Annotated in this window: 15 protein-coding genes; 4 read left to right on the top strand and 11 right to left on the bottom strand. The window is 65.0% G+C overall.

The genetic code is table 11. The features are described 5' to 3' along the window. From ACTHJ1_RS12520 to ACTHJ1_RS12510, 3 genes are all read right to left on the bottom strand, one after another. Positions 1–534 carry a YaeQ family protein gene (locus ACTHJ1_RS12520; RefSeq protein ID WP_440192823.1) on the bottom strand — a complete coding sequence of 178 codons (534 nt, stop codon included), beginning with the start codon at positions 532–534 and terminating at the stop codon, positions 1–3. A 78-nt stretch (positions 535–612) separates the two neighbouring features. Further along, positions 613–1761 carry a diguanylate cyclase gene (locus ACTHJ1_RS12515; RefSeq protein ID WP_440192821.1) on the bottom strand — a complete coding sequence of 383 codons (1149 nt, stop codon included), beginning with the start codon at positions 1759–1761 and terminating at the stop codon, positions 613–615. A gap of 94 nt (positions 1762–1855) precedes the next feature. Then, positions 1856–4186 carry a DUF3141 domain-containing protein gene (locus ACTHJ1_RS12510; protein WP_440192819.1) on the bottom strand — a complete coding sequence of 777 codons (2331 nt, stop codon included), beginning with the start codon at positions 4184–4186 and terminating at the stop codon, positions 1856–1858. Between the two features lie 112 nt (positions 4187–4298). Between ACTHJ1_RS12510 and ACTHJ1_RS12505 the strand changes: the two genes are divergently transcribed. Together ACTHJ1_RS12505 and ACTHJ1_RS12500 are read left to right on the top strand one after the other, a co-directional pair. Next, positions 4299–5156, top strand: coding sequence for an HDOD domain-containing protein (locus ACTHJ1_RS12505; protein WP_440192817.1), 858 nt, complete (start codon positions 4299–4301; stop codon positions 5154–5156). A gap of 156 nt (positions 5157–5312) precedes the next feature. After that, positions 5313–5630, top strand: a complete 318-nt coding sequence (locus ACTHJ1_RS12500; protein WP_440192843.1) for a YnfA family protein — start codon at positions 5313–5315, stop codon at positions 5628–5630. 32 nt (positions 5631–5662) lie between these two features. Here ACTHJ1_RS12500 and ACTHJ1_RS12495 read toward each other — a convergent pair whose 3' ends face one another. The 7 genes from ACTHJ1_RS12495 to ACTHJ1_RS12465 form a co-directional block, all read right to left on the bottom strand. Then, the gene (locus ACTHJ1_RS12495) at positions 5663–8380 is read right to left on the bottom strand and encodes a bifunctional diguanylate cyclase/phosphodiesterase (protein WP_440192815.1); all 2718 of its coding nucleotides are present in this window, start codon (positions 8378–8380) and stop codon (positions 5663–5665) included. 26 nt (positions 8381–8406) lie between these two features. After that, positions 8407–9534, bottom strand: coding sequence for a TRAP transporter substrate-binding protein (locus ACTHJ1_RS12490; protein ID WP_440192813.1), 1128 nt, complete (start codon positions 9532–9534; stop codon positions 8407–8409). A 111-nt stretch (positions 9535–9645) separates the two neighbouring features. Continuing rightward, complete coding sequence (locus tag ACTHJ1_RS12485) at positions 9646–11499, bottom strand: dipeptide ABC transporter ATP-binding protein (RefSeq protein ID WP_440192841.1); 1854 nt, start codon at positions 11497–11499, stop codon at positions 9646–9648. Between the two features lie 11 nt (positions 11500–11510). Continuing rightward, positions 11511–12380 (bottom strand): ABC transporter permease, encoded by an 870-nt coding sequence (locus ACTHJ1_RS12480; RefSeq protein WP_440192811.1) that lies wholly within the window; start codon positions 12378–12380, stop codon positions 11511–11513. After that, positions 12377–13321, bottom strand: a complete 945-nt coding sequence (locus ACTHJ1_RS12475; protein ID WP_440192809.1) for an ABC transporter permease — start codon at positions 13319–13321, stop codon at positions 12377–12379. The genes ACTHJ1_RS12480 and ACTHJ1_RS12475 overlap by 4 nt, the downstream gene beginning before the upstream one ends. Positions 13322–13339: 18 nt before the next feature. After that, on the bottom strand, positions 13340–14863 hold the full coding sequence (locus ACTHJ1_RS12470) for an ABC transporter substrate-binding protein (RefSeq protein ID WP_440192807.1): 1524 nt from the start codon (positions 14861–14863) through the stop codon (positions 13340–13342). Between the two features lie 115 nt (positions 14864–14978). Then, positions 14979–16607, bottom strand: coding sequence for a gamma-glutamyltransferase family protein (locus ACTHJ1_RS12465; RefSeq protein WP_440192805.1), 1629 nt, complete (start codon positions 16605–16607; stop codon positions 14979–14981). Between the two features lie 168 nt (positions 16608–16775). On the opposite strand from ACTHJ1_RS12465, the gene ACTHJ1_RS12460 reads away from it, so the two are divergent. Beyond that, positions 16776–17684 (top strand): LysR family transcriptional regulator, encoded by a 909-nt coding sequence (locus ACTHJ1_RS12460; RefSeq protein ID WP_440192803.1) that lies wholly within the window; start codon positions 16776–16778, stop codon positions 17682–17684. On the opposite strand, the gene ACTHJ1_RS12455 is transcribed toward ACTHJ1_RS12460, so the two are convergent. Then, positions 17681–18625 carry a LysR substrate-binding domain-containing protein gene (locus ACTHJ1_RS12455; RefSeq protein ID WP_440192801.1) on the bottom strand — a complete coding sequence of 315 codons (945 nt, stop codon included), beginning with the start codon at positions 18623–18625 and terminating at the stop codon, positions 17681–17683. The genes ACTHJ1_RS12460 and ACTHJ1_RS12455 overlap by 4 nt on opposite strands. A gap of 138 nt (positions 18626–18763) precedes the next feature. On the opposite strand from ACTHJ1_RS12455, the gene ACTHJ1_RS12450 reads away from it, so the two are divergent. Continuing rightward, positions 18764–19882, top strand: a complete 1119-nt coding sequence (locus tag ACTHJ1_RS12450; protein WP_440192799.1) for an aldo/keto reductase — start codon at positions 18764–18766, stop codon at positions 19880–19882. The last annotated feature ends 53 nt before the right edge of the window (positions 19883–19935 follow it).

The following is a 19935-nucleotide window of genomic DNA, read 5'->3' as shown; positions in this document are numbered from 1 at the left end:
TCAGCGCCAGCTTTCGGGACGCACCGTCACCTGGCCTTTGTCGGCCGAAACATACGCCTCGCCGTCCTGGATGTTCACGTGGATCTGCATGGTGCGTTCGGCCAGGGCGCCCAGCGCCTGTGCCTGCTCCGACGGAAAATGGATCACGCGAAGATTGCGGGCGCGTTCGACCTTGTTCTTGATGCCGTTCCACCAGATGTTGCTGGCATGGTTGTAGCAATAGACCAGCACGTTTTCGGCGCGGCCGCAGGCCTTGAGGATGCGGCGTTCGTCGGGCTGGCCGATCTCGATCCAGTCGGCGATGTCGCCATGCAATTCCTTGCGCCAGATGTCGGGCTCGTCGGTGTCGCTCAGGCCCTTGGTGAAAGCCAGGTCTTCGTGGGCGTTCAAGGCATAGGCCACGAGCCGCACCATCATGCGTTCATCGGTCTCGGACGGATGGCGGGCGATGGTCAGGGAATGGCTGCCGTAGTAGTGGCGGTCGCCGTCCGCGATATGCAGTTCGGCTTTGTAGATGGTTGCGCGTAATGCCATAGTGGGCGCAATCATACCTTGGAGGTGTGCCGCGGCCAGGGCGCCACGCCGGCGATCGCGGTTGCGATGCGCGCCGCGCTACGCCAGTTCCAGGCGATTGCCGCCCCGCGATTTCGCCTGATACAGGGCCTGGTCGGCGGCGGCCAGCCCCTCGGTGAGCGAGGGCATGCCGCGTTCGAACTGCGCCAGGCCTATGCTGACCGTTGCCCCGATCCCGACGCCGTCTGTCCGGTCCAGAACCGTTTCGGCAAACTGCCGTGCGACGGTTTCGCCCAGCAGCCTGGCGCGGCGGGCATCGTCGCCCGCCAGCAGCGCGGCGAACTCCTCTCCGCCCATGCGGGCCAGCACAGTGCCGGAAGGCAGTACGCCGCGGACGATTTCGGCGAACAAGGCCAGTACGCGGTCTCCCGTTTCGTGGCCATGCTGATCATTGATGGCCTTGAAGCGGTCGAGGTCGAACGCCAGAACGGAAAGCGCCTTCTGCCCTGCCTCGCCGCCGCTCACGCGAGTCCCTTCTTCGAAAAACCAACGGCGGTTGCCCATGCGCGTCAGGTAGTCCGTGCGCGCCTCCCGCACGAGCCGGCCGTGGGCCTCGTCCCGCACGAGTTTTAGCAGAGCCATCGGCATCACCACGGAAAACAGGACGCCCTCGTACATCGTGATCTTGCTCGAAACCGGCAGCAGATCCTGCCCGTAGGCCGCCACGAACGAGGGCAGGAAAAAGGCCCGCGCCGCGTAGAACAGCGCGTGGATGCCCTCGGCCGCGATGACAACGCGCCGCGCCGATAGCGGCGCCAGCGCGGTACAGCGCCACATTTCCCAGGCCGTCATGCCGCTCGCCAGCGCGATCGGCAAGGCGCTGACATAGGCCCACACAATAAGCTGCCAGCGCGAGCCCCAGATCGCCCACACCAGCGCCATGCCGACGAACATGACCAGGGAGGCTGCGAGATGCCTGCGTCCGTTGAACGACGCGACACCATGAAGGACGAGGAGATAACCGGCAAGAATGATCAGATTGCTGACGGCAGAACCGACCGCCTCGGGAAGGAAGCGACGAAACAGCGCCACCACGCAGCCCACCGCGAGCACGACAAGGCCGGCTCCCAGTATCCGCAGCGTCTTGTCGCGGCGGGCCGCCAAACTGCGCTCCCAGAACATCATTCCAGCGCCGGCCAGAAGGGTCCCGACGATGAGCAGGTAAAAAGTGGAGAGATCGAAGTGCATCCCGGATGGGTCTCATGCGCCCGCGCGGCGCGCGCGGCGCATGAATTTTACGTTAGCCGGGATGCGGCGCGGAAAGAAGAAAATGGCGCCGGGGTCAGGCGGAAGCGCCGGAGCGGCGCCTCGGTGTGCCGGCCGGTGCCGCGGCTTTGCCTGCCGTTTTGCGCGGCGCTTTGCCATGGCGCTTCGCGGCAGGCCGCGCGCCGGGTTTACCGGATTTTTCAAGCCCCTCGGTAAGACGGCGCGCCAGGCCGATCACGCGTTGGGGATCGACGCCCAGCGTATCGATCAGGAACTCGATGATTTCCGAACGCGGATTGGCGAGCGTGGGTTCGATCATCATGACCGCCGCCGACACCGCCAGCGCGCGTTCGCGCGTCTCGGTGTCGGGCAGCAGGTGCTCGAGCACGTTCAAGGCTTCCACGGGCGCCACCGCGGTGATCCGGGCCTGCTGCTTGAGCAGGCGCACCCAGTTGTCTTGCGAGCCGAGATGACTGTCGATCTCGCCGGCCAAGGGTGCCAGCAGCTTGGCCAGCCTCAGGCTGCGGCGCTCGAACGCGCCGATCGACACCATGCCTGCCAACACGATGCGGCAAACGGCCTCGGCGAAACCGCCCTCGTCGATCCGCGCCAGCACGGCCTCGCGGCTTTCCTTGAGCTCGCCTTGCGCGCGCGCCTGCGCCACCTCGGCGTCGGGCACCGCAGGCTTGAACCACGCGCCGGCCGCTTCCGGACCATACCAATAGCGCGCGAAAGCGACCGACCATTCGTCGCGCAAGTCGCGCCAGGTATCGAGCACGGCGCCGACCTGGCGAGCCGTATTGCGTTCGATCTGAAGCCACGGATTGTCGTTGCCGACCGGTGTGCGATGCTCGCGCGCCTGTTCCGCCTGCGCCCGTATCAGCGCAGCCAGCGGCAGTGCGTCGCACAGCAGCTTGCGCTGCAGGCGCATCGGGTTCAGCTCGCCGAGCGCATCGCCGACCGGACGTTGCGCGAGCAGGCGCACCCAGGGGCGGACCCAGGCCTTGTATGCGTCCGCGTTCTGCTCCGACACCTGCGCCAGCGTCGAGAACAGCGCCTCTTCGTCGCGGCCCTCGGGGTTCAGCGCGCGAATGTCGTCCATGGTCCGGTACTCGTAATGCACCGTGTAGTCGCCGGGCTCCAGCGCCTCCCAGCGCAGATCGTCGAGCCCCTGCTTGGTTTCGAGCTTCATCTCGTAAAGCCCGGGCGGCAGGCTTTCGATCACGTCCAGCGACGCCACGAGCTGATCGTGCTCTTTCAAGGCGATTTCGCCCCCGACGAAGATGCCCAGATGGCCGACGCTTTCATGCAGCACGTAGACAATGGTGCGCCCCGCGGCGGCGATCGCGCGCTCGTCGCCCCAGGTGTCGATGATCCAGTTCAGCGCCTGCGGCGGCGGCGTGATGTTGTCGCCCCACGACGCGAACCCCACGATGGGCGCGGTGATGTTGCGCAGATCGATGGTGCGGTCGCCGGCCTGCATGGTGCCACGCGCCAGACGGTTGCCCACGAACAGGTTCTCGACGATGGTTTCGATTTCGTCGCCCGTCATGCGGCAAAAACCGCCCCACCAGCGCTCGAACTCCAGAAACCGCGGACTCTCGGTATCGACGCGGGACCAGAGGTTGTAGTATTTGCTCCACCAGGCATGGCCCGGATTCAGCCGCTCGAAGTTCTCGACCAATTGCACGCCGTCGAAGCGATCGCCGCCCAGGTCGGACACCAGCGAAGCCAGCCACGAGCCGCCCAGCGGCGCGCCCGCATAGCGCATCGGATTCAGCTTGGAGCCGCCGGCCCAGAACGACACCGGCGCGCCGACCATCATCAAGGGGCCGAACAATTCGGGGCGCAGGGCATCGACGATCATCATCGCCCAGCCCGCCTGGCAGTTGCCGATCACCACCGGTTTGGCCTTGCATTGCGGATGCAGGCGGATGATCTCTTCGAGAAAGCGCGCCTCGGCATGCATGACCGTGACGAGCGTCTGCCCGTCTTCGGGCTCCTGGCGGAAGGTGACGAAATAGACCGGGTGGCCGGCGCGCATGGCCATGCCGACCTCGGAATCGAACTTGAACCCGCCGATGCCCGGACCGTGCCCTGCGCGCGGATCGACCACCACCACGGGCCGCGCCGCCGCGTCGACCGGCGTGTCGGCCGGCGGCACCAGGCGCAGCAGCGAATAGTTGCAGGGCTCGGGCAGCGTGCGACCGTCGAGCACCAGCTCGTGCTCGAACTTGAGCAGGGGCGGCATGCCCTGGTCGAGATGCTCGACATAGTTGTTGCCGCGCTCGATGAGCGTGTCCCAGAACAGGCAGGCGCGCTGCAGCGCGTCGGCCCAGTAGGCTTCGAGTTCGTCGCCCGAGACGGGGTCGGGCGTGCGCTGCGTCGCTTTCCGGCGGGATGTCATGGCTGCGCTATCCGGCAAATGGATTGATGCGACGATAGCACCGGCAATGGGGTTTCCTGCGACAATAAACCCCGATTTACGGGTGCATATAACGCCTTTGGGAGAGTTGCGCATGGATCTGAAGACCCTGGTCGACCAGCCGGGCAAGCTGCCGACCATACCCAAGATAGTCCAGAAGCTGATCGAGAGCTTTAATTCCGACAGTATTCCGTCGACCGAAATTGCGCAGCAGATCGCGTCCGATCCCGCCTTGAGCGCCAAACTGCTGCGCCTGGCGAATTCAGCTTATTTTCATGTTTCGCGCACGGTCGGCACCGTGGACGACGCCCTGCGCATGCTCGGCTTCGTGATGGTGCGCAACCTCGTGCTCAGCAGCGGCATGGTCGCCGCCTTTCGCAACACGCCCGGCATCGACCTGCCGCGCTTCTGGCGCCATACGCTGTATACGGCCTGCACGGCCCGCTGGCTGGCCGAGCGCGTCGAGATCAACGGCGATCTGGCGTTCACCCTGAGCATGATGCACGGCATCGGCCAGTTGCAGATGCACCTGTGCCTCGCGCCCGACGTGCTCAAGCCCGTCGATGCGCAGGCCGGCGTGCTCGATCCGCGGCGCGCGCAGGTCGAACGCGAGCAACTGGGTTTTCATTACGCCCAGGTGTCTTCGGAACTGGCGCGCATCTGGCATTTTCCCGAAGCGCTGATCGCCGCCCTGGCGCATGTGCCCGAGCCGCTGGCCGCGACCGGCTTCGATGCGCCGGCTGCGCTGGTTCATCTGGGATGCTGGCGCGCGCGCGCCGAGGTGCTTGGTTCGAGCGCCGAGGAGGCGCAGGCGGCCTACCCCGCCGCCGTCGCCGATCGGCTCGCTCTGGCGCCGGACTGGACCGATTTGCTGGCCCCCGATGCAGATCCAGAACAATGGATGCCGCCGTTCGAGACGCTGACGCAGGGACTGGACAGCCTGCTCGAATAAGGCATGTATCTGCCGATTCGGCTCTTTCGAGCGCAATATCGGCAGATACATGCCCCCTCTTGGCAAGCTCGCTTCGTGACCGATTTCGGTGTTCTCGACGAGACAACCATCGCCTTCGATCCCGACGGAACCCCACTCCAGCCTTGTCCCCTGGCAATGAGAATCTTTTTTTTGTATGTCGCGACAGCCATCGCTGAAATCGTAGGCTGCTATCTCCCATACCTGTGGCTCAGGCAGGGCAGGAGCGTCGCCTTGCTGATCCCTGCGGCGCTGTCTCTCGCCGCGTTTGCATGGCTCCTGACGCTGCATCCCAATGCCGCGGGCCGCGTTTATGCAGCCTACGGCGGGGTTTACATCTGCGTCGCGCTGATCTGGCTATGGCTTGTGGAAGGCATATCGCCGACGCGCTGGGACCTGGCCGGCGTGACATGTTCGCTGCTCGGAATGGCGATCATCGCATTTCAACCGCGCTGATATTGCTACCGCTAGGCGCCGGCGATGCCCGTTCAAATATCTCTCGCCCAGGAAAAATCGCGACTCAGGGGATGCCCGCTTGCCCCCCAGGCCGAACTGAACGGCTGCGCGGACTCGACCGTCTCCAGCGGCTGCGGCCTTCCCAGCAGATAGCCCTGCGCTTGCATGCAGCCCGCCCGGCACACCGCCTCGAGCTGATCCAGGGTCTCGATCCCCTCCGCGGTGGTCGTCATACCCAGCTCGGTCGCCAGCGCGGCGATGGACGCGACGATGGCCTTGCAATCGTCGCGAACCGTCATATCGTGCACGAAAGACCGATCGATCTTGATCTTGTCCAAAGGCACCATCCGCAGGTGGCTCAAGCTTGAATACCCCGTGCCGAAATCGTCGAGCACGATATGCACGCCGAGGTCCTTCAGATTCTTGAGCGTTTCCAGGGTACGGTTGTCGTTGGCCAGCAACGCCGTCTCGGTGATCTCGAATTCGAGCCGGGTGGGATCGACTCCCGATTCTTGCACGGCGGCGCGCACCGTCGCGACCGTATCGCCGAAAGTCAGTTGCACCGGCGACAGGTTGATGGCAATGCGCAGCAGGCCGGGAAACCGCATGGCGTCTGCGCATGCCTGGCGTATGACCCAAGCACCGATTTCGACGATGAGGCGGGTTTCTTCGGCCAGCGGCACGAAGTCCGCCGGCGCGACCAGGCCGAGCACGGGATGACGCCAGCGCAACAGCGCCTCGGCGCCGCACAGCCCGCCCGACGTCAATTCATAGACCGGCTGATAAGACAGCGTGAATTGCCGCTCGTCGATGGCCTTGCGCAGGTCTTCCTCCATGGCCAGGCGGGCATGCAGCTTCTCGTCCATCTCGGCGGTGAAAACGCAGCTTACGCCGCGCCCCTGGGCCTTGGCCTGATAGAGCGCGAGGTCGGCCTGCTTCAAAAGCAGGTCGGCGTCGATGTCCGGGCTTTTGGCGACCGCGATGCCGATGCTGGTCGAGATCGAGATCGTCCGTTCCTGCACGAAGTAAGGCTGGCTGAGCGCGTAGATGATGCGCGCGGCCAGGGCCTGGGCCTGCCGCGGTTGGGTCCGGTCGAAGCTGAGCACCGCGAACTCGTCGCCGCCCAGGCGGGCGACGCACTCTTTGTTTTGCACGCAGGCCAGCAGGCGCTCGGCGACGGACAGCAGCAGCATGTCACCGATCGGATGCCCCAGCGTATCGTTGACGTCCTTGAAACGATCCAGGTCGAGGAACAGCAGGGCAACCGGTTCGTGGGCGCTTGCCGTGCGCAGCAGCGCCTGGGCGATCTGGCCGCGGAAGGCCAGGCGGTTCAGCAAGCCCGTCAGGTCGTCATGATGCGCAAGGAAGCGGATGCGGCTTTCCTGTTCGAGCAAGGCCGCGTTCTGCTGCCGCGCTTCTTCGGCGGCCTCGTTCGCGCGTTCGTTGGCGGCGGCCAGGTCCGCCAGCGCGGACTTCAGCGCGGTGATGTCGGTGCGTATGCCGACGATGCCGCCGTCCGCCATGCGCCGCTCCGTGATGAGCAGCCAGCGCCCGTCGGGCAGCAGGCGTTCGATCGTGCCGCTGCCCTTCCTGTGCCAGGTAATGATGTCTTTGACGAATCCGTCGATGTTTCCGGCCGCCTGCGGGTACTGTCCCAGCTCGGCGCCGCCGCGGATGATGTCTTCGAAATACGCGCCCTTTTTCATGAAGGGCGTGCTCACGGCGTAGGCGTCGCGGTAGTGCTGATTGCACGTCACCAGACAATCGTTTTCATCCCACATGACGAAGCCGTCGGACATGGCTTCGATCGCGTTGTCCAAGATCGCAGCAGACCGCCTGCGTTCTGCGTCGGCGCGCTCGCGCTGCTGAATGACGAGAAAAACCGCCACGGCAAATGCCAGCAGCAGCAGAACTGCGATGGCGGTCGCGAGTATTGTTCTGTCCCGATCCACACGCCAGTCTGCGAGAACGGTCGCGCTGCTCGTAGTCAGCACGACCTGGATGTTTCCGTAGAACGAATTGCGAACCACCTTCAGGGTGGTCTCGCCGTTTTTCGCTTCTTGCGCGTAGGCTTTGCCATTTCTGAAATGCTCGGGCCGCACGGAGACCCGTGGCTTGCCGATCAGCGACTCGTCATAGGGCCAGGCGGCAATGATCTGGCCGTCGGCGCGTTCCAGAAAAATTCGCGTATCGGGGCCGACGCCCGTCTCGGCCAGCAGGTTCATGAGCGTGGCAAGCGGGATCTCGGCGACCGGCACGATACCGTTCCAACCCGGTATGGCGCGGGCGACGTAAAGCGACCAGTCGCCCGTGACCGTGTTGCGCAGCGGACCGATCAGCTTCGTGGGCGCCCGCCCGGGCGTCGCGATATCCCGCGGAAGCGCACGGCGCGTGCCGGTCGGTCGGGTGGAGGCAATGATGTTGCCGTCCGGCCCGACGAGCAGCAGGTCGCGAAACGCCATGGTCTGGAAGTTCAGCCCGCGCAGCAGCCTGCTGGCAGCGTCGTCCTGATTCGGCGAAATCTGCGCGACCTCGAACAGCGCCGGAAAGCTTGCCAGGGCACCGTCTACCTGCAGCATCTGCCGATCGAACGCGTTTTCGACGGCCACCGCGGAGCCTTCGAGCGATTGTTCGGCGGCATGCCATGCCATCTGCCTGCGCTGCTGGACCAGATGCGCAGTTCCCAGAATGGCGGCCACCAGAATGACCGCCATCCCGATTCCAACCATGAGCTTGAAGCGGTTGAGCATTGATACTCACGGAAAGTGCTGCGGCATCATGGCGCCTTGGCTTCGATGTCGTGTATCGGCTTGAGGTATTTGTCCCACGATGCGACGCAGTCCTGGCCGCAGCGCGCGAACCAGTGCGGCAGCACCACGTCGGTCAGAAGCCGGCGGCGCCGCGCCTGATCCGCGGCGGAGGTCGGCACGACGGTCATTGGACGCCTGGGCTTGCCCGTCGGACAGCTAGCCTTCCCGGCGTCACAAGCCAGTCCCAACTCGGTGTCTGCCTGGGCTTGCGACCAGATATTTTCTTCCAGCTGACTCACGCCGTGCCGGATGATTTCCCGCACGTCGGCCGGCAGCGAGTTCCAATAGGCCTCGTTGGCGCCGAAGATCGACACGCCCCAACTGATCGCGAACGTGTGGACGGCGGTGCTCACCTCGGGCAGGCCGATTTCGTAGCCGCTCAGGGTCCCGGTGATGGCGCAGTCGACGATGCCGTCGCGCAAGGCCGCGGTGATCTGGGTAAACGGCAGAATCGTGGGCACGGCGCCCAAGGCGGCCATCATCTCGGACTGCCCGACCGACGAGGTGCGCACCTTGCGCCCCGATAGATCGTCGAACCCCTTGAAAGGCTTGGCGCAGAACAGAACCTGCGCCGGATATACATAGACGCCGAGCAGTTCGACGTCGAAGCGATCGCGCAGCAGATCGCGCAGATGTCCGCGGAAGGCATCGACGGATTTGCGCAGCGTCGCCACGTCGGGATTGAGCGCGGGCAGATCGACGGCGTTGAGCTCAGGCGCCTCTCCCTCGACATCGGACAGGATGGCGGTGCCGAAGGTCACCACCCCCAGACGCATGAGCTGGAGTATTTCCTGGCTGCGCAGCCCGCCGCCGTTGAGCGGCCGGATGGAAGCGCTGATCTTGCCGTCCGATAGCGCTTCGATTCCGGACTGCCAGAACGGTTGCTCGATCTTCGTGTACTGAGTGACGCCTGCGAGTCCGCCGACGATCTGCAGCCTGATCGGCTCCTGGGTATCGGCCCGGGCGTGGGCCGCGCAGCTCATGAGGAAAGCGAGCGCAAGGAATGAAAAGGCCTTGCGTCGCGGTTCGAACAACCGACGCATGGCCTTGTATGGTTTGCTTGCAGGCTTGGCGACGATATCGGTAGGCGGCATGGCGAGGGTGCCGAATGGGCCGATGGATTGGTATACCGCAAAGACTACCACCAGCCGCAATCTACGGAAACCCGCGCGTAGCCTGCCCTTGAGGCCGATCAAAATCCTGCTTCAGGCGTAGACGCCTATCGGATGGCGTGCCACGAAGTGACCTTCGCCCACTTGCGCCAGGGGCTGCACCACCGGCTCGTCGCCCACCTTGCGTACCGGGCTGGGAATTTCATCGACCAGCAGCGAGCGCTGGCGATGGCGCCGCGCAGGATCGGCGATGGGCACGGCGGACATCAGCTTTCTCGTGTAGGGATGCTGCGGGTTCTCGAAGATGGCCTGGCGCGGGCCGATTTCGACGATCTGGCCCAGGTACATCACGGCCACGCGGTGGCTGATTCGTTCGACCACGGCCATATCGTGCGAGATGAACAGGAAGGCCACGCCCAGCTCGCGCTGCAGATCCAGCATGAGATTGACGATTTGCGCCTGGACCGACACGTCCAGCGCCGACACCGATTCGTCGGCCACCACCACCTTGGGGTTCAGGGCCAGGGCGCGCGCAATGCTGATGCGCTGGCGCTGACCACCCGAGAATTCGTGCGGATAGCGTCCGGCCATCTCCGGCATGAGGCCGCATTTGTCCATCAGCCAACGCACCCGTTCGCGCGCCTCTCGGCCGCGTGCCACGCGGTGGATGAGCAGCGGCTCCATGATGGAATCGCCCACCGTCATGCGCGGGTCGAGCGACGCGAAAGGATCTTGAAAGATGAACTGGATGTGCCGACGCACCGATTGCATGGCCGAGCCGCGCAGCGTGCCGATGTCCTTGCCGTCGAACTCGATGCGGCCTCCCTGGCTCCGGACCAGCTGCAGCAGCGAACGGCCGGTGGTGGTTTTGCCGCAGCCCGATTCGCCGACCAGCGAGAGCGTCTCGCCCGGATAAAGATCGAAGCTGACTTTCTCCACGGCATGCACGCGCTTTTGGACGCGGCCCAACAGGCCGCTGGCAATGTCGAAGCGCGCGATCAGATCGCGCACGCTCAGGATCGGCCCCTGCGCGCGGCGCACCGTATCGACTTTGCCGGCATCGGGAGACTCCGGCACCTGGCTGCCGTCCACGCGCACCAAGGGAAACGGCGCCGGCAGCGTGGTGCCCTGCATCGCGCCCAGCCGCGGCACGGCCGACAGGAGCGCGCGGGTATAGCCGTGCGCGGGCCGGGCGAAAACGTCGTCCGTGGTGCCCTCTTCCACCTTCTTGCCGCGATACATCACCAGCACGCGGTCGGCCACCTCGGCCACCACGCCCATATCGTGCGTAATGAAGATCACGCCCATGTCCATCTCTTCCTGCAGCTGTCGGATGAGCTGCAGGATCTGCGCCTGGATGGTCACGTCCAGCGCGGTGGTGGGTTCGTCGGCGATCAGGAGCTGCGGCTTGCACGACAGGGCCATGGCGATCATGACGCGCTGGCGCATGCCGCCCGAGAGTTGATGCGGATAGCGGTCCAGAATGGCGCGCGCCTCGGGTATGCGCACGCGCTCGAGCATGCGCAGGGTCTCGGCGCGGGCCGCGCCGGCATCCAGTCCCTGGTGCAGTTGCAGCGCCTCGGCGATCTGCACCCCGGCCGTGAAACTGGGATTCAGAGAGGTCATGGGCTCCTGGAAGATCATGGCGATGTCGGCGCCGCGCACGCGCTGCAGCGTCGATTCGTCGGCGCGGGCCAGATCCAGCAGTTCGCCGTTGCGGCGGCGCAGGCGCATGTCGCCGCCCGCGATCGTCCCGCCGCCGTATTCGACCAGGCGCATCAGGGAAAGCGAAGTCACCGATTTGCCTGAACCCGATTCGCCGACAATGGCCAGGGTCTCGCCTTGATCGACGTGGAAGGACACGCCGCCGACCGCCTCCACCACGCGCGACGGGGTTGAAAATTTGACCGTCAGGTCGTCCACCTGCACGACCCGCTTGGCATCCATATGCATGCTCATTACTTTTCCTGGCGCGGATCGAGCGCGTCGCGCAAACCGTCGCCCAGCAGATTGAAACCCAGCACCGCCAGGAAAATGGCCGCGCCCGGAAAGACCGACATCCAGGGAGCCTGGTCCATGAAGTTCTTGGCCGTGTTCAGCATCGAACCCCACGAAGGGCTGGGCGGCTGCAGGCCCAGGCCCAGGAAGGACAGGCTGGCCTCGGCGATGATGGACGTGGCGATGGTAATGGTGGCCTGCACGATGAGCGGCGGCATGACGTTGGGCAGGATGTGGCGCACGATGATGCGCAGGTCGGACGCTCCCAGCGCGCGAGCGCCCTGCACATAGTCTTCGTTTTTGACGGCCAGCACCTGTCCGCGCGTGAGCCGCGTGAACTTGGGCGCGGCCGATACGCCGATGGCGAGCATGGCGTTGAACAGGCTGGGGCCCAGAAAAGCCGCCAGGGCGATGGCCAGAATGAGGAAGGGAATGGCCAGCAGCGCTTCGGTCACGCGCGAGATCGCGCCGTCGATCCAGCCTCCGAAATATCCCGCCATCAGGCCGAAAGGCACGCCCGCCGCCATGGCGATGAGGACCGACACCAGGCCGACCATGAGCGAGGCGCGCGCGCCGAACAGCATGCGGCTGTAGATGTCGCGCCCGAGCTCGTCGGTGCCCAGCCAATACATGTGCGACGGTGGTTTGCGCACGGCCAGGAAATTGACCTTGAGCGGATCGTAGCCGGCCAGAACCGAAGCCAGAATGGCAAGCACGACGAACGCCAGCACGATGGCCGCGCCCAGCATGGCGGAGCGATTGCGCCGGAACTTGGCCCAGGCCCGGCTGCCGCTGCGCGGCGGCGCGGCGCAGGAAACGGTACTCGTCATGAATGCCTCAAACGGGGATTGACGACGATGTAGAGCACGTCGGCCAGTAGGTTCAGCGCGATGAAGCCCACGGCCACGCACAGAACCACGCCCTGCACCACGGCATAGTCGCGATTGAATACGGCATCGACGATGAGTTTGCCGAAGCCCGGAATCGTGAAGACCTGTTCGGTCAGCACCGCGCCGGCCAGAAGCTCCCCGAGCAGCAGGGTGACCAGGGTGACGATGGGCATGAGCGCGTTGCGCAGCGCGTGCCGCAGCACCACTTTGTAGGCCGGCACACCCTTGGCGCGCGCCGTGCGCACGTAATCGGCGCTCAAGGCTTCGAGCATGGCCGAACGCGTGTGCCGCATGAGATAGGCCGCAATGGCCAGGGACAGCACGAAGGCCGGCATCAGCAGGGTTTTGAGCGACAGCCAGAAGTTTTCCGAAAGCGGCACATAACCCGAGGCGGGCAGCAGATGCCAATTCACCGACACCACCAGGATGAGAATGATGCCCAGCCAGAAGCTGGGTATGGACATGCCCGACAGCGCAGCCATATTGGCCCCCATCTCCACGGCGGTGCCCTTGCGCACGGCGGCGATGATGCCCGCCGGAATGCCCAGGATCAGCGCGAAGATCATGGCCATGACCGATAGCTGCGTGGTGACGGGCAGCTTTTCCGCGATCAGCTTTTTGACGGGCACGTCGGTGCGCAGCGACTTGCCCAGATCGCCGTGAAGAATCTGCCCGACCCAGGCGGCATATTGCACCGGCAGCGGATCGTTGAGATGGTATTTCTCGCGCAGATAGTTCATGACGGCGGGATCGCGCTCCTCGCCGGCCATGGCGAGAACCGGATCGCCGGGAAGGATCTTCTGCAGCATGAAGACCATCATCGACACCAGGATCAGTGTCGGGATGGCCACCAGCACGCGTCGCAATATCAGTCGGAGCATGGGGCCTTGTTCAGCAACTTATTGGGCGAAGTGCACGCCCTTCAGGCGGATCATGCCGTCGGGGGATGGCGTGAAACCCACGACTTTCTTCTGCAGGACGAAGGGCCAGGGTTGATAGTACAGATAGACGTAGGGATCGTCCTTGGTCAGGATCTCCTGGGCCTGGTCGTACAGCGCCTTGCGTTGCGCCTCGTCGGGGTTTTCGCGTGCCGCCTTGAGCAGCTTGTCGACATCGGCGTTGCAGTAATGGCCGTCGTTGAACGAGGCGCCGCACTCAACGAACAGCGCCAGATTGCCGTCAGGATCGACGCGCCCCGACCAGCCCTCCAGGGCCACCTGGAAATTGCCTTGCCGCGTCTGGCTCAGCATGGCGGCATATTCCATGGGCTGCAGGCTCAGGTCGAAGCCCGCCTCGGAGGCCATGGCCTGGATCATCTGGGCGATGGCCGAGGACGTGGTCGTGTTGCCGAAAGACAGCGTGCCTTTGACCGGCGGGGTCAGGCCAGCCTGCTTGAGCAGCGCCTTGGCCTTGGCCACATCGCGCGCCGGCGGATCGAACTTGGCGTTGAAATAGGGGCTGGCGGGCGGGAAAGGCTGCCCGGCCGGCGGAAAGATGCCGTTGCCCACCACCTGGTTGATGGCGTTGCGGTCTATCGACAGCTCCAACGCCTTGCGTACGCGAGGATCCTTGAATGGCGACTTCTGCGCCATCGGCCCGTTGTCCACGTTGAAGAACATTTCCTGGAAGCCCAGGCCGTTGACCGGCGCGAAGGTCAGGCTGGCGTCTTTCTTGACCTGAGGCACATCGGCCGGGTTCAGGCGCTCGAGCATGTTCAGGCTGCCCGCGCGCAGGTTCGACAGACGCACCGTGGAGTCGGGGATGGGCATGAACACCACGCGGTCGAAATGGTAGTCCTTGGCGTCGTAGTAGCGCTTGAATTTCTGCAGCACGATACGGTCGTTCTGCACGCGCTCGACGAACTTGTACGGCCCCGAGCAGACCGGATGCTGGGCCACGGCGTCGACGGGCTTGCCCTGGAAGGATGCGGGCGAGAGCATCATGCCGGCGCGGTCGGACAACGCGGCCAGGAGCGTGGCATCGGGATGCTTGAGCGTGAGCACCAGTGTGCTGGAATCGGGAGCGGCCACGCTGGCGATCGACTTGATCTCGCTTTTGCGCATGCTCTCGGGGATGGTCATTTCGCGGTCGAAGTTGGCCTTGGCAGCGGCCGCGTCGAACTTGGTGCCGTCCTGGAACAGGACGTCGTCGCGCAGCTTGAAGGTCAGCGTCTTGTTGTCGGCGCTCCAGGACCAGGACTTGGCCAGTTGCGGCACGAAATGCAGCTTGTCGTCGACGTCGACAAGCTTGTCGCACAGCGAGGTGAACACAATGCGGCTGACATAAGTGCGCGCACGTTGCGGATCGAGCGTGTCCGGGTCTTCCTGCAGGCCGATGCGCAGTTCCTGCGCCAGCGCCGAGGCCGATGCCAGGGCCAGGAGCAGTCCCCACAGCACTCGGCTGATGCGTACTGATTTGATCATCGTCATTCCCCTTAGAGTGATTTTTGCCGCCGGACCGCTCCCGAGGCAGACGCGTCCCCGACGAGGGGCCGCCAGCCTGAGGCGCGGCGCAGAGGCATTTTTGCGCCAGATGAACTTAAAACCCTGCAGCCAGGCCGTCGCGGCGCGGGTCGCTCGCCGCCACATAGCCTTTTTCATTATCGTCCGGCGACATGCGCCAGATGAACTGACCCGCGCCGAAATCCATATAGGGATCGTCGACAGATTGCAGCTTGTGGCCCATTTGCGCCAGCCCGTCGACGAGCTGGCGGTCCATGGTCGATTCGAGGTCCAGCGTCTGGTCGCGGTTGAGCTTCCAGCGCGGTGCGTCGCAGGCGGCCTGCGGCTGCTGGTCGTAGTCGATCATGCGGATGGCGGTCTGCAGGTGGCCCTGCGGCTGCATGTCTCCGCCCATTACGCCGAAGCTCATCACGGGGCGGCCGCCCTGCGTGAGGAAACCCGGGATGATGGTGTGGAACGGTCGCTTGCCGCCCTCGACCACGTTGGCCGACTTCGGATCCATCGAAAAACCCATGCCGCGGTTCTGCAGGCTGATGCCGGTGCCCGGCACCACGATGCCCGAGCCGAAGCCCATGTAGTTGGACTGGATGAACGAGATCATCATGCCGTTCTCGTCGGCCGCGCTGAGATAAATAGTGCCGCCGGCGGCCGGCCGGCCGGCGCTGGGATACGAGGCCTGCTTCAGATCGATGAGTTTGGCGCGCGAAGCCAGATAGGCCGGATCGAGCATCTGCTCGGGCGTGACGTCCATGCTGCGCGGATCGGCCACATACCGGTAGAGGTCGGCGAAGGCCAGCTTCATGGCCTCGATCTGCACGTGCTGCGACTGCACCGTGTCCACGCCCATGCCCTTCAGGTCGAAATGCTCGCAGATGCCCAGCGCGATCAGCGCGGCGATGCCCTGCCCGTTCGGGGGGATCTCGTGCAATTCGTAGCCGCGGTAGGACTGCGAGATGGGCTTGACCCACATGGGACGGTAGCCGCGCAGGTCGTCCAGGGTCATGGCGCCGCCGCATTCTTTGCTGAAGGCGGCGATGCGCTCGGCGATCTCGCCCTCGTAGTAGTCGCGTCCCCGGCTTTCGGCGATGCGGCGCAGCGTCCAGGCCGCTTGCGGCAGGCTGAAATGCTCGCCGATCCGCGGCGCGCGGCCGTTGGGCATGAAGGCCTGGGCGTAGCCGGGCTGCGCGTGCAGTTCGTCCGCCGCCAGCTGCCACTTGTGCGCGACCACGGGCGGCACGGCATAGCCGCGCTCGGCGATCTCGATGGCGGGTTCGAGTAGCGACTCAAAGGGCAGCTTGCCGAATTTTTCGTGCAGCGCGGCCCAGCCGGCCACCGCGCCGGGCACGGTCACGGCGTCCCAGCCGCGCTTGGGCTGCGCGGCCAGCCCGTCGGCGCCGGTGCCGTACTTTTTCTTGAAGTAGTCCAGATTCCAGGCCGCGGGCGCCGTGCCCGAGGAATTCAGACCGTGCAATTGCTGGCCGTCCCACAGGATGGCGAAACAGTCGCTGCCCAGGCCGTTGGACACGGGCTCGGTCAGCATGATGACGGCCGCCGCCGCGATGGCCGCGTCCGCCGCGCTGCCACCCTTGAGCAACATGCGCAAGCCGGCCTGGGCCGCCAGCGGATGCGACGTGGATACGACATTGCGCGCAAAGACCGGAATGCGCCGCGAGGGATAGGGGTTGGTCCAGTCGAAAGCCTTCATTGCGCGTTCCTGCGTCGGTGTGAAACGGATCGGAGCCGGCGGCATGCATGCCGCCGCAAAGTTTTTGAAGTTACTCTCGTGCTTTAATTAGATCAATTTGATTTTTTGATTTCTTATACAAAAAATTTTTATAGATATGAAAACGCTTTCAGGCGCAGTACGGAATTCATGAGCACGCTGCGGTTTCTGCGCACTTTTCTGGCAATCGCCCAGCACGGCTCGTTTTCCGAAGCCGCCGAGCACGTGGCCCTGACACAGGCCGCCGTGAGCTTCCAGATGCGCGCCCTGGAGACCGAATTGGGTCGAGATCTTTTCGACCGCAGCGGCCGGCTGGCGCTTCTGAACGCCGCCGGACGCGATCTCGTTCCCGAGGCCAGGCATCTGCTGGAACTGTACGACCGGATGCGGCTGCCTCCCGGCGCCCCGGACATGTTGGCCGGCTCGGTATCGATCGGCGCCATCGTTTCTTGCATGGGCACCCTGGCCAAAGTGGTCTCGGCCATGAAGCGCGAGCATCCCGCCCTGGAAATCCACATTTTCTCGGGCAAATCGGGCGAGCTGGCCAACAAGGTCGAAGCCGGCGAACTGGATGCCGCGCTCGTGGTCGAAGCCGGCCGGCCCGCAGCCAGCACGCGATGGACCGGCCTCTACAAAGAGCCCCTGGTCGTGCTGGCCCCGGCCTCGGCGCCGGGCAAGACCGCGCGCGACGTGCTGACCCAGTCTCCTTTTCTGCGCTTTGACCGCACCCAGCGCACCGGCCGGCAAATCGAGCGCACGCTGCGCCGGCTGGGGGTTTCCATCGATGACTTCCTCGAGCTGAACGCCATCGAACAACTGGTCGAACTGGTGCGCCAGGAAGCGGGCGTGACGCTCTTGCCGCTGCTCAACGGCGGGCACTGGCGAAGCGCGCCGGATCTGCGGGTGCTGTTCCTGCCGGCCAGCCTGGGGGCCATCGCGCGGCCCATCGGCATGCTGGAGCGGCGCGACCCGGCGCGGCAGGCCATCACCTCCACCATCCGCGCGCGCTGCGCCAAGATCTTCCAAGAACAGGCAGCCGACGCTACCGCGGTTCGCTAAGGCTTGCGGCGCCTGCGGGACTTGCCCGGCAAGACCGAAGCCCGTTTTTCCTGCAAAAAGTCGATCAGCGCGCGCAACTTGGCCGGCATCTGCGCGCGGCCCGGGGTGTACAGAAAGAAGCCTTGAAACGAAGGGCACCAGTCATCCAGCACCCGCACCAGCCGCCCGTCCGCGAGTTCTTCGCGCACGTAGTCTTCGATCACGTGCACCAACCCGACGCCTTCCAGCGCGGCGCGCACCATCGTGCGCAGATCGTTGGTAACGAAGTGTCCCCGCGTCTGCACATTGAAAACGCGCCGCGAATCGTCCGGCTGCGCGAATTCCCAGCGGTAGATTCCGCCGCTGGTCGCGAAGCGGTAGTGCAGACAGTCATGTGTAGCCAGATCGTCGGGCGTGCGCGGTTTGAGATGGCTCTTGAAATACGCCGGCGCGCCGGCTACCGCGATGCGCACGTCGCCTCCCAGCGGAACGGCGACCATGTCCTGCGCGATGCTTTGGCCCAGCCGTATGCCCGCGTCGAAGCCTTGTGCCACGAGATCGGTGAAACCGTCGTCGAGCGCCAATTCGAGCCGGATCTGCGGGTAGCGCTGCGTGAATTCGCCCAGATGCGGCAACACGAGTAGCTCGTTCGCGATGCGCGGCAGCGTCACGCGCAAGGTGCCGGCCGGGCGGTCGCGCGTTTCGTCCAAGGCCTCGATGGCATCGGCCAGCTCGGCCAGCGCGGGCCGCACGCGCTCGAAAAACTGTGCGCCGGCTTCGGTCAGCGCAACACGCCGGGTCGTTCGGTTGAAGAGCCGGATCTTGAGCTGGGCTTCGAGCGCCCGCACCGACTGCGACAGGGCCGAGGGCGACACCCCGGTTTCGCCCGCCGCCCGGGTAAAGCTGCCGTGCCGCGCCACTGCCGCGAAGGCAGCCAGCGCCGGTAATTGGATCGGATTCATAACCAAATTATGAAGTAATACTTCATTATTCTTTAAGAGTTATCCCATTTTTTTTCATAAACAAACGGCGCAGGATACGTCCATCGCACCGCGCACTCGATCAGCGCGGCCAGCGCAACCCTCATCAAGGAGAGCAGCATGGCACTCGATCAGTACTACACCCTGGGCCGTTCGGGCCTGCGCGTCAGCCGTCTTGCACTGGGCACCATGACCTTCGGCGACGACTGGGGCTGGGGCGCGGCCGAGGACACCGCCCGCGCGATGTTCGACCGCTACCTGGCCGCCGGCGGCAACTTCGTCGACACCGCCGATCTCTACACCGAAGGCACCAGCGAAACGATGCTGGGCAAGTTCATCGAACAGACCGGCACGCGCGACCGCGTCGTGCTCGCCACCAAGTTCAGCTACAACGCACAGCCGGGCAATCCCAACGCCGGCGGCAATGGGCGCAAGAACATCCTGCGCGCGGTGGAAGGTTCGCTGCGCCGTCTGCGCACCGACTACATCGATCTGTACCTGCTGCACACTTGGGACCGCGTCACGCCGGCCGAAGAGGTGATGCGCACGCTGGACGACCTGGTGCGCGCAGGCAAGATCCGCTATGCGGGCCTGTCCGACGTGCCGGCCTGGTATGCGTCGCGGGCTCAGACCTATGCCGAAGCCCACGCGCTGTCGCCGCTGGTCAACCTGCAGCTGGAATACTCGCTGGCCGAGCGCCACGTCGAACATGAATTCGTACCGCTGGGGCAGCAGGCGGGCATGGGCATTACGGCTTGGAGCCCTCTGGCCATGGGCATGCTGTCGGGCAAATACAAGCCTAGCGCCACAGGCGGCACCGGCGAAGGCCGGCTGGCCAAGGTTGCCGCCGCGCCCGGCTTCGAGCGCTTCACCGAGCGCAACTGGCGCATCGTCGCCGAGCTGGAACAGGTGGCGCACGAAACAGGCAGACCCATGGCACAGGTGGCGCTCAACTGGGCCGCCACCCAGCCCGGCGTCGCGTCGGTCATCATCGGCGCCACCAAGCTGGAGCAACTCGATGCCAACCTTGCTGCGCTGGACTTCGAGCTGCCCGCCGAACTGCGCGCGCGCCTGGACGCGGTAAGCGCGCCGCAGCGACCGTTCCCCTACTACATGTTCGCCGACGCCCAGCAGACCCGCCTGCACGGCGGCGTCGCGGTGGGCGACAAGCCGGCGGGCTACGCGCCGCCGGTATTCGTGGATGCGGTGCCCGCGCGCGACGTGAAGGCGTCGCGCTAGACTCCAAGGCGCCAGGCGAAGCAAACGGCCGGCATCGTGGATGCCGGCCGTTT

Source organism: Bordetella sp., from assembly GCF_051960075.1.
Taxonomy (GTDB): Bacteria; Pseudomonadota; Gammaproteobacteria; order Burkholderiales; family Burkholderiaceae_B; genus Bordetella.
Note: the sequence above shows the minus strand (reverse complement) of the source record. Positions and strands in the feature narration are given on the sequence as shown.

Coding starts and splice junctions, on each gene's coding strand:
- ACTHJ1_RS12520 (WP_440192823.1), bottom strand. CDS start 534: ATGGCATTACGCGCAACCATCTACAAAGCCGAACTGCATATCGCGGAC.
- ACTHJ1_RS12515 (WP_440192821.1), bottom strand. CDS start 1,761: ATGCACTTCGATCTCTCCACTTTTTACCTGCTCATCGTCGGGACCCTT.
- ACTHJ1_RS12510 (WP_440192819.1), bottom strand. CDS start 4,186: ATGACATCCCGCCGGAAAGCGACGCAGCGCACGCCCGACCCCGTCTCG.
- ACTHJ1_RS12505 (WP_440192817.1), top strand. CDS start 4,299: ATGGATCTGAAGACCCTGGTCGACCAGCCGGGCAAGCTGCCGACCATA.
- ACTHJ1_RS12500 (WP_440192843.1), top strand. CDS start 5,313: ATGAGAATCTTTTTTTTGTATGTCGCGACAGCCATCGCTGAAATCGTA.
- ACTHJ1_RS12495 (WP_440192815.1), bottom strand. CDS start 8,380: ATGCTCAACCGCTTCAAGCTCATGGTTGGAATCGGGATGGCGGTCATT.
- ACTHJ1_RS12490 (WP_440192813.1), bottom strand. CDS start 9,534: ATGCCGCCTACCGATATCGTCGCCAAGCCTGCAAGCAAACCATACAAG.
- ACTHJ1_RS12485 (WP_440192841.1), bottom strand. CDS start 11,499: ATGGATGCCAAGCGGGTCGTGCAGGTGGACGACCTGACGGTCAAATTT.
- ACTHJ1_RS12480 (WP_440192811.1), bottom strand. CDS start 12,380: ATGACGAGTACCGTTTCCTGCGCCGCGCCGCCGCGCAGCGGCAGCCGG.
- ACTHJ1_RS12475 (WP_440192809.1), bottom strand. CDS start 13,321: ATGCTCCGACTGATATTGCGACGCGTGCTGGTGGCCATCCCGACACTG.
- ACTHJ1_RS12470 (WP_440192807.1), bottom strand. CDS start 14,863: ATGATCAAATCAGTACGCATCAGCCGAGTGCTGTGGGGACTGCTCCTG.
- ACTHJ1_RS12465 (WP_440192805.1), bottom strand. CDS start 16,607: ATGAAGGCTTTCGACTGGACCAACCCCTATCCCTCGCGGCGCATTCCG.
- ACTHJ1_RS12460 (WP_440192803.1), top strand. CDS start 16,776: ATGAGCACGCTGCGGTTTCTGCGCACTTTTCTGGCAATCGCCCAGCAC.
- ACTHJ1_RS12455 (WP_440192801.1), bottom strand. CDS start 18,625: ATGAATCCGATCCAATTACCGGCGCTGGCTGCCTTCGCGGCAGTGGCG.
- ACTHJ1_RS12450 (WP_440192799.1), top strand. CDS start 18,764: ATGGCACTCGATCAGTACTACACCCTGGGCCGTTCGGGCCTGCGCGTC.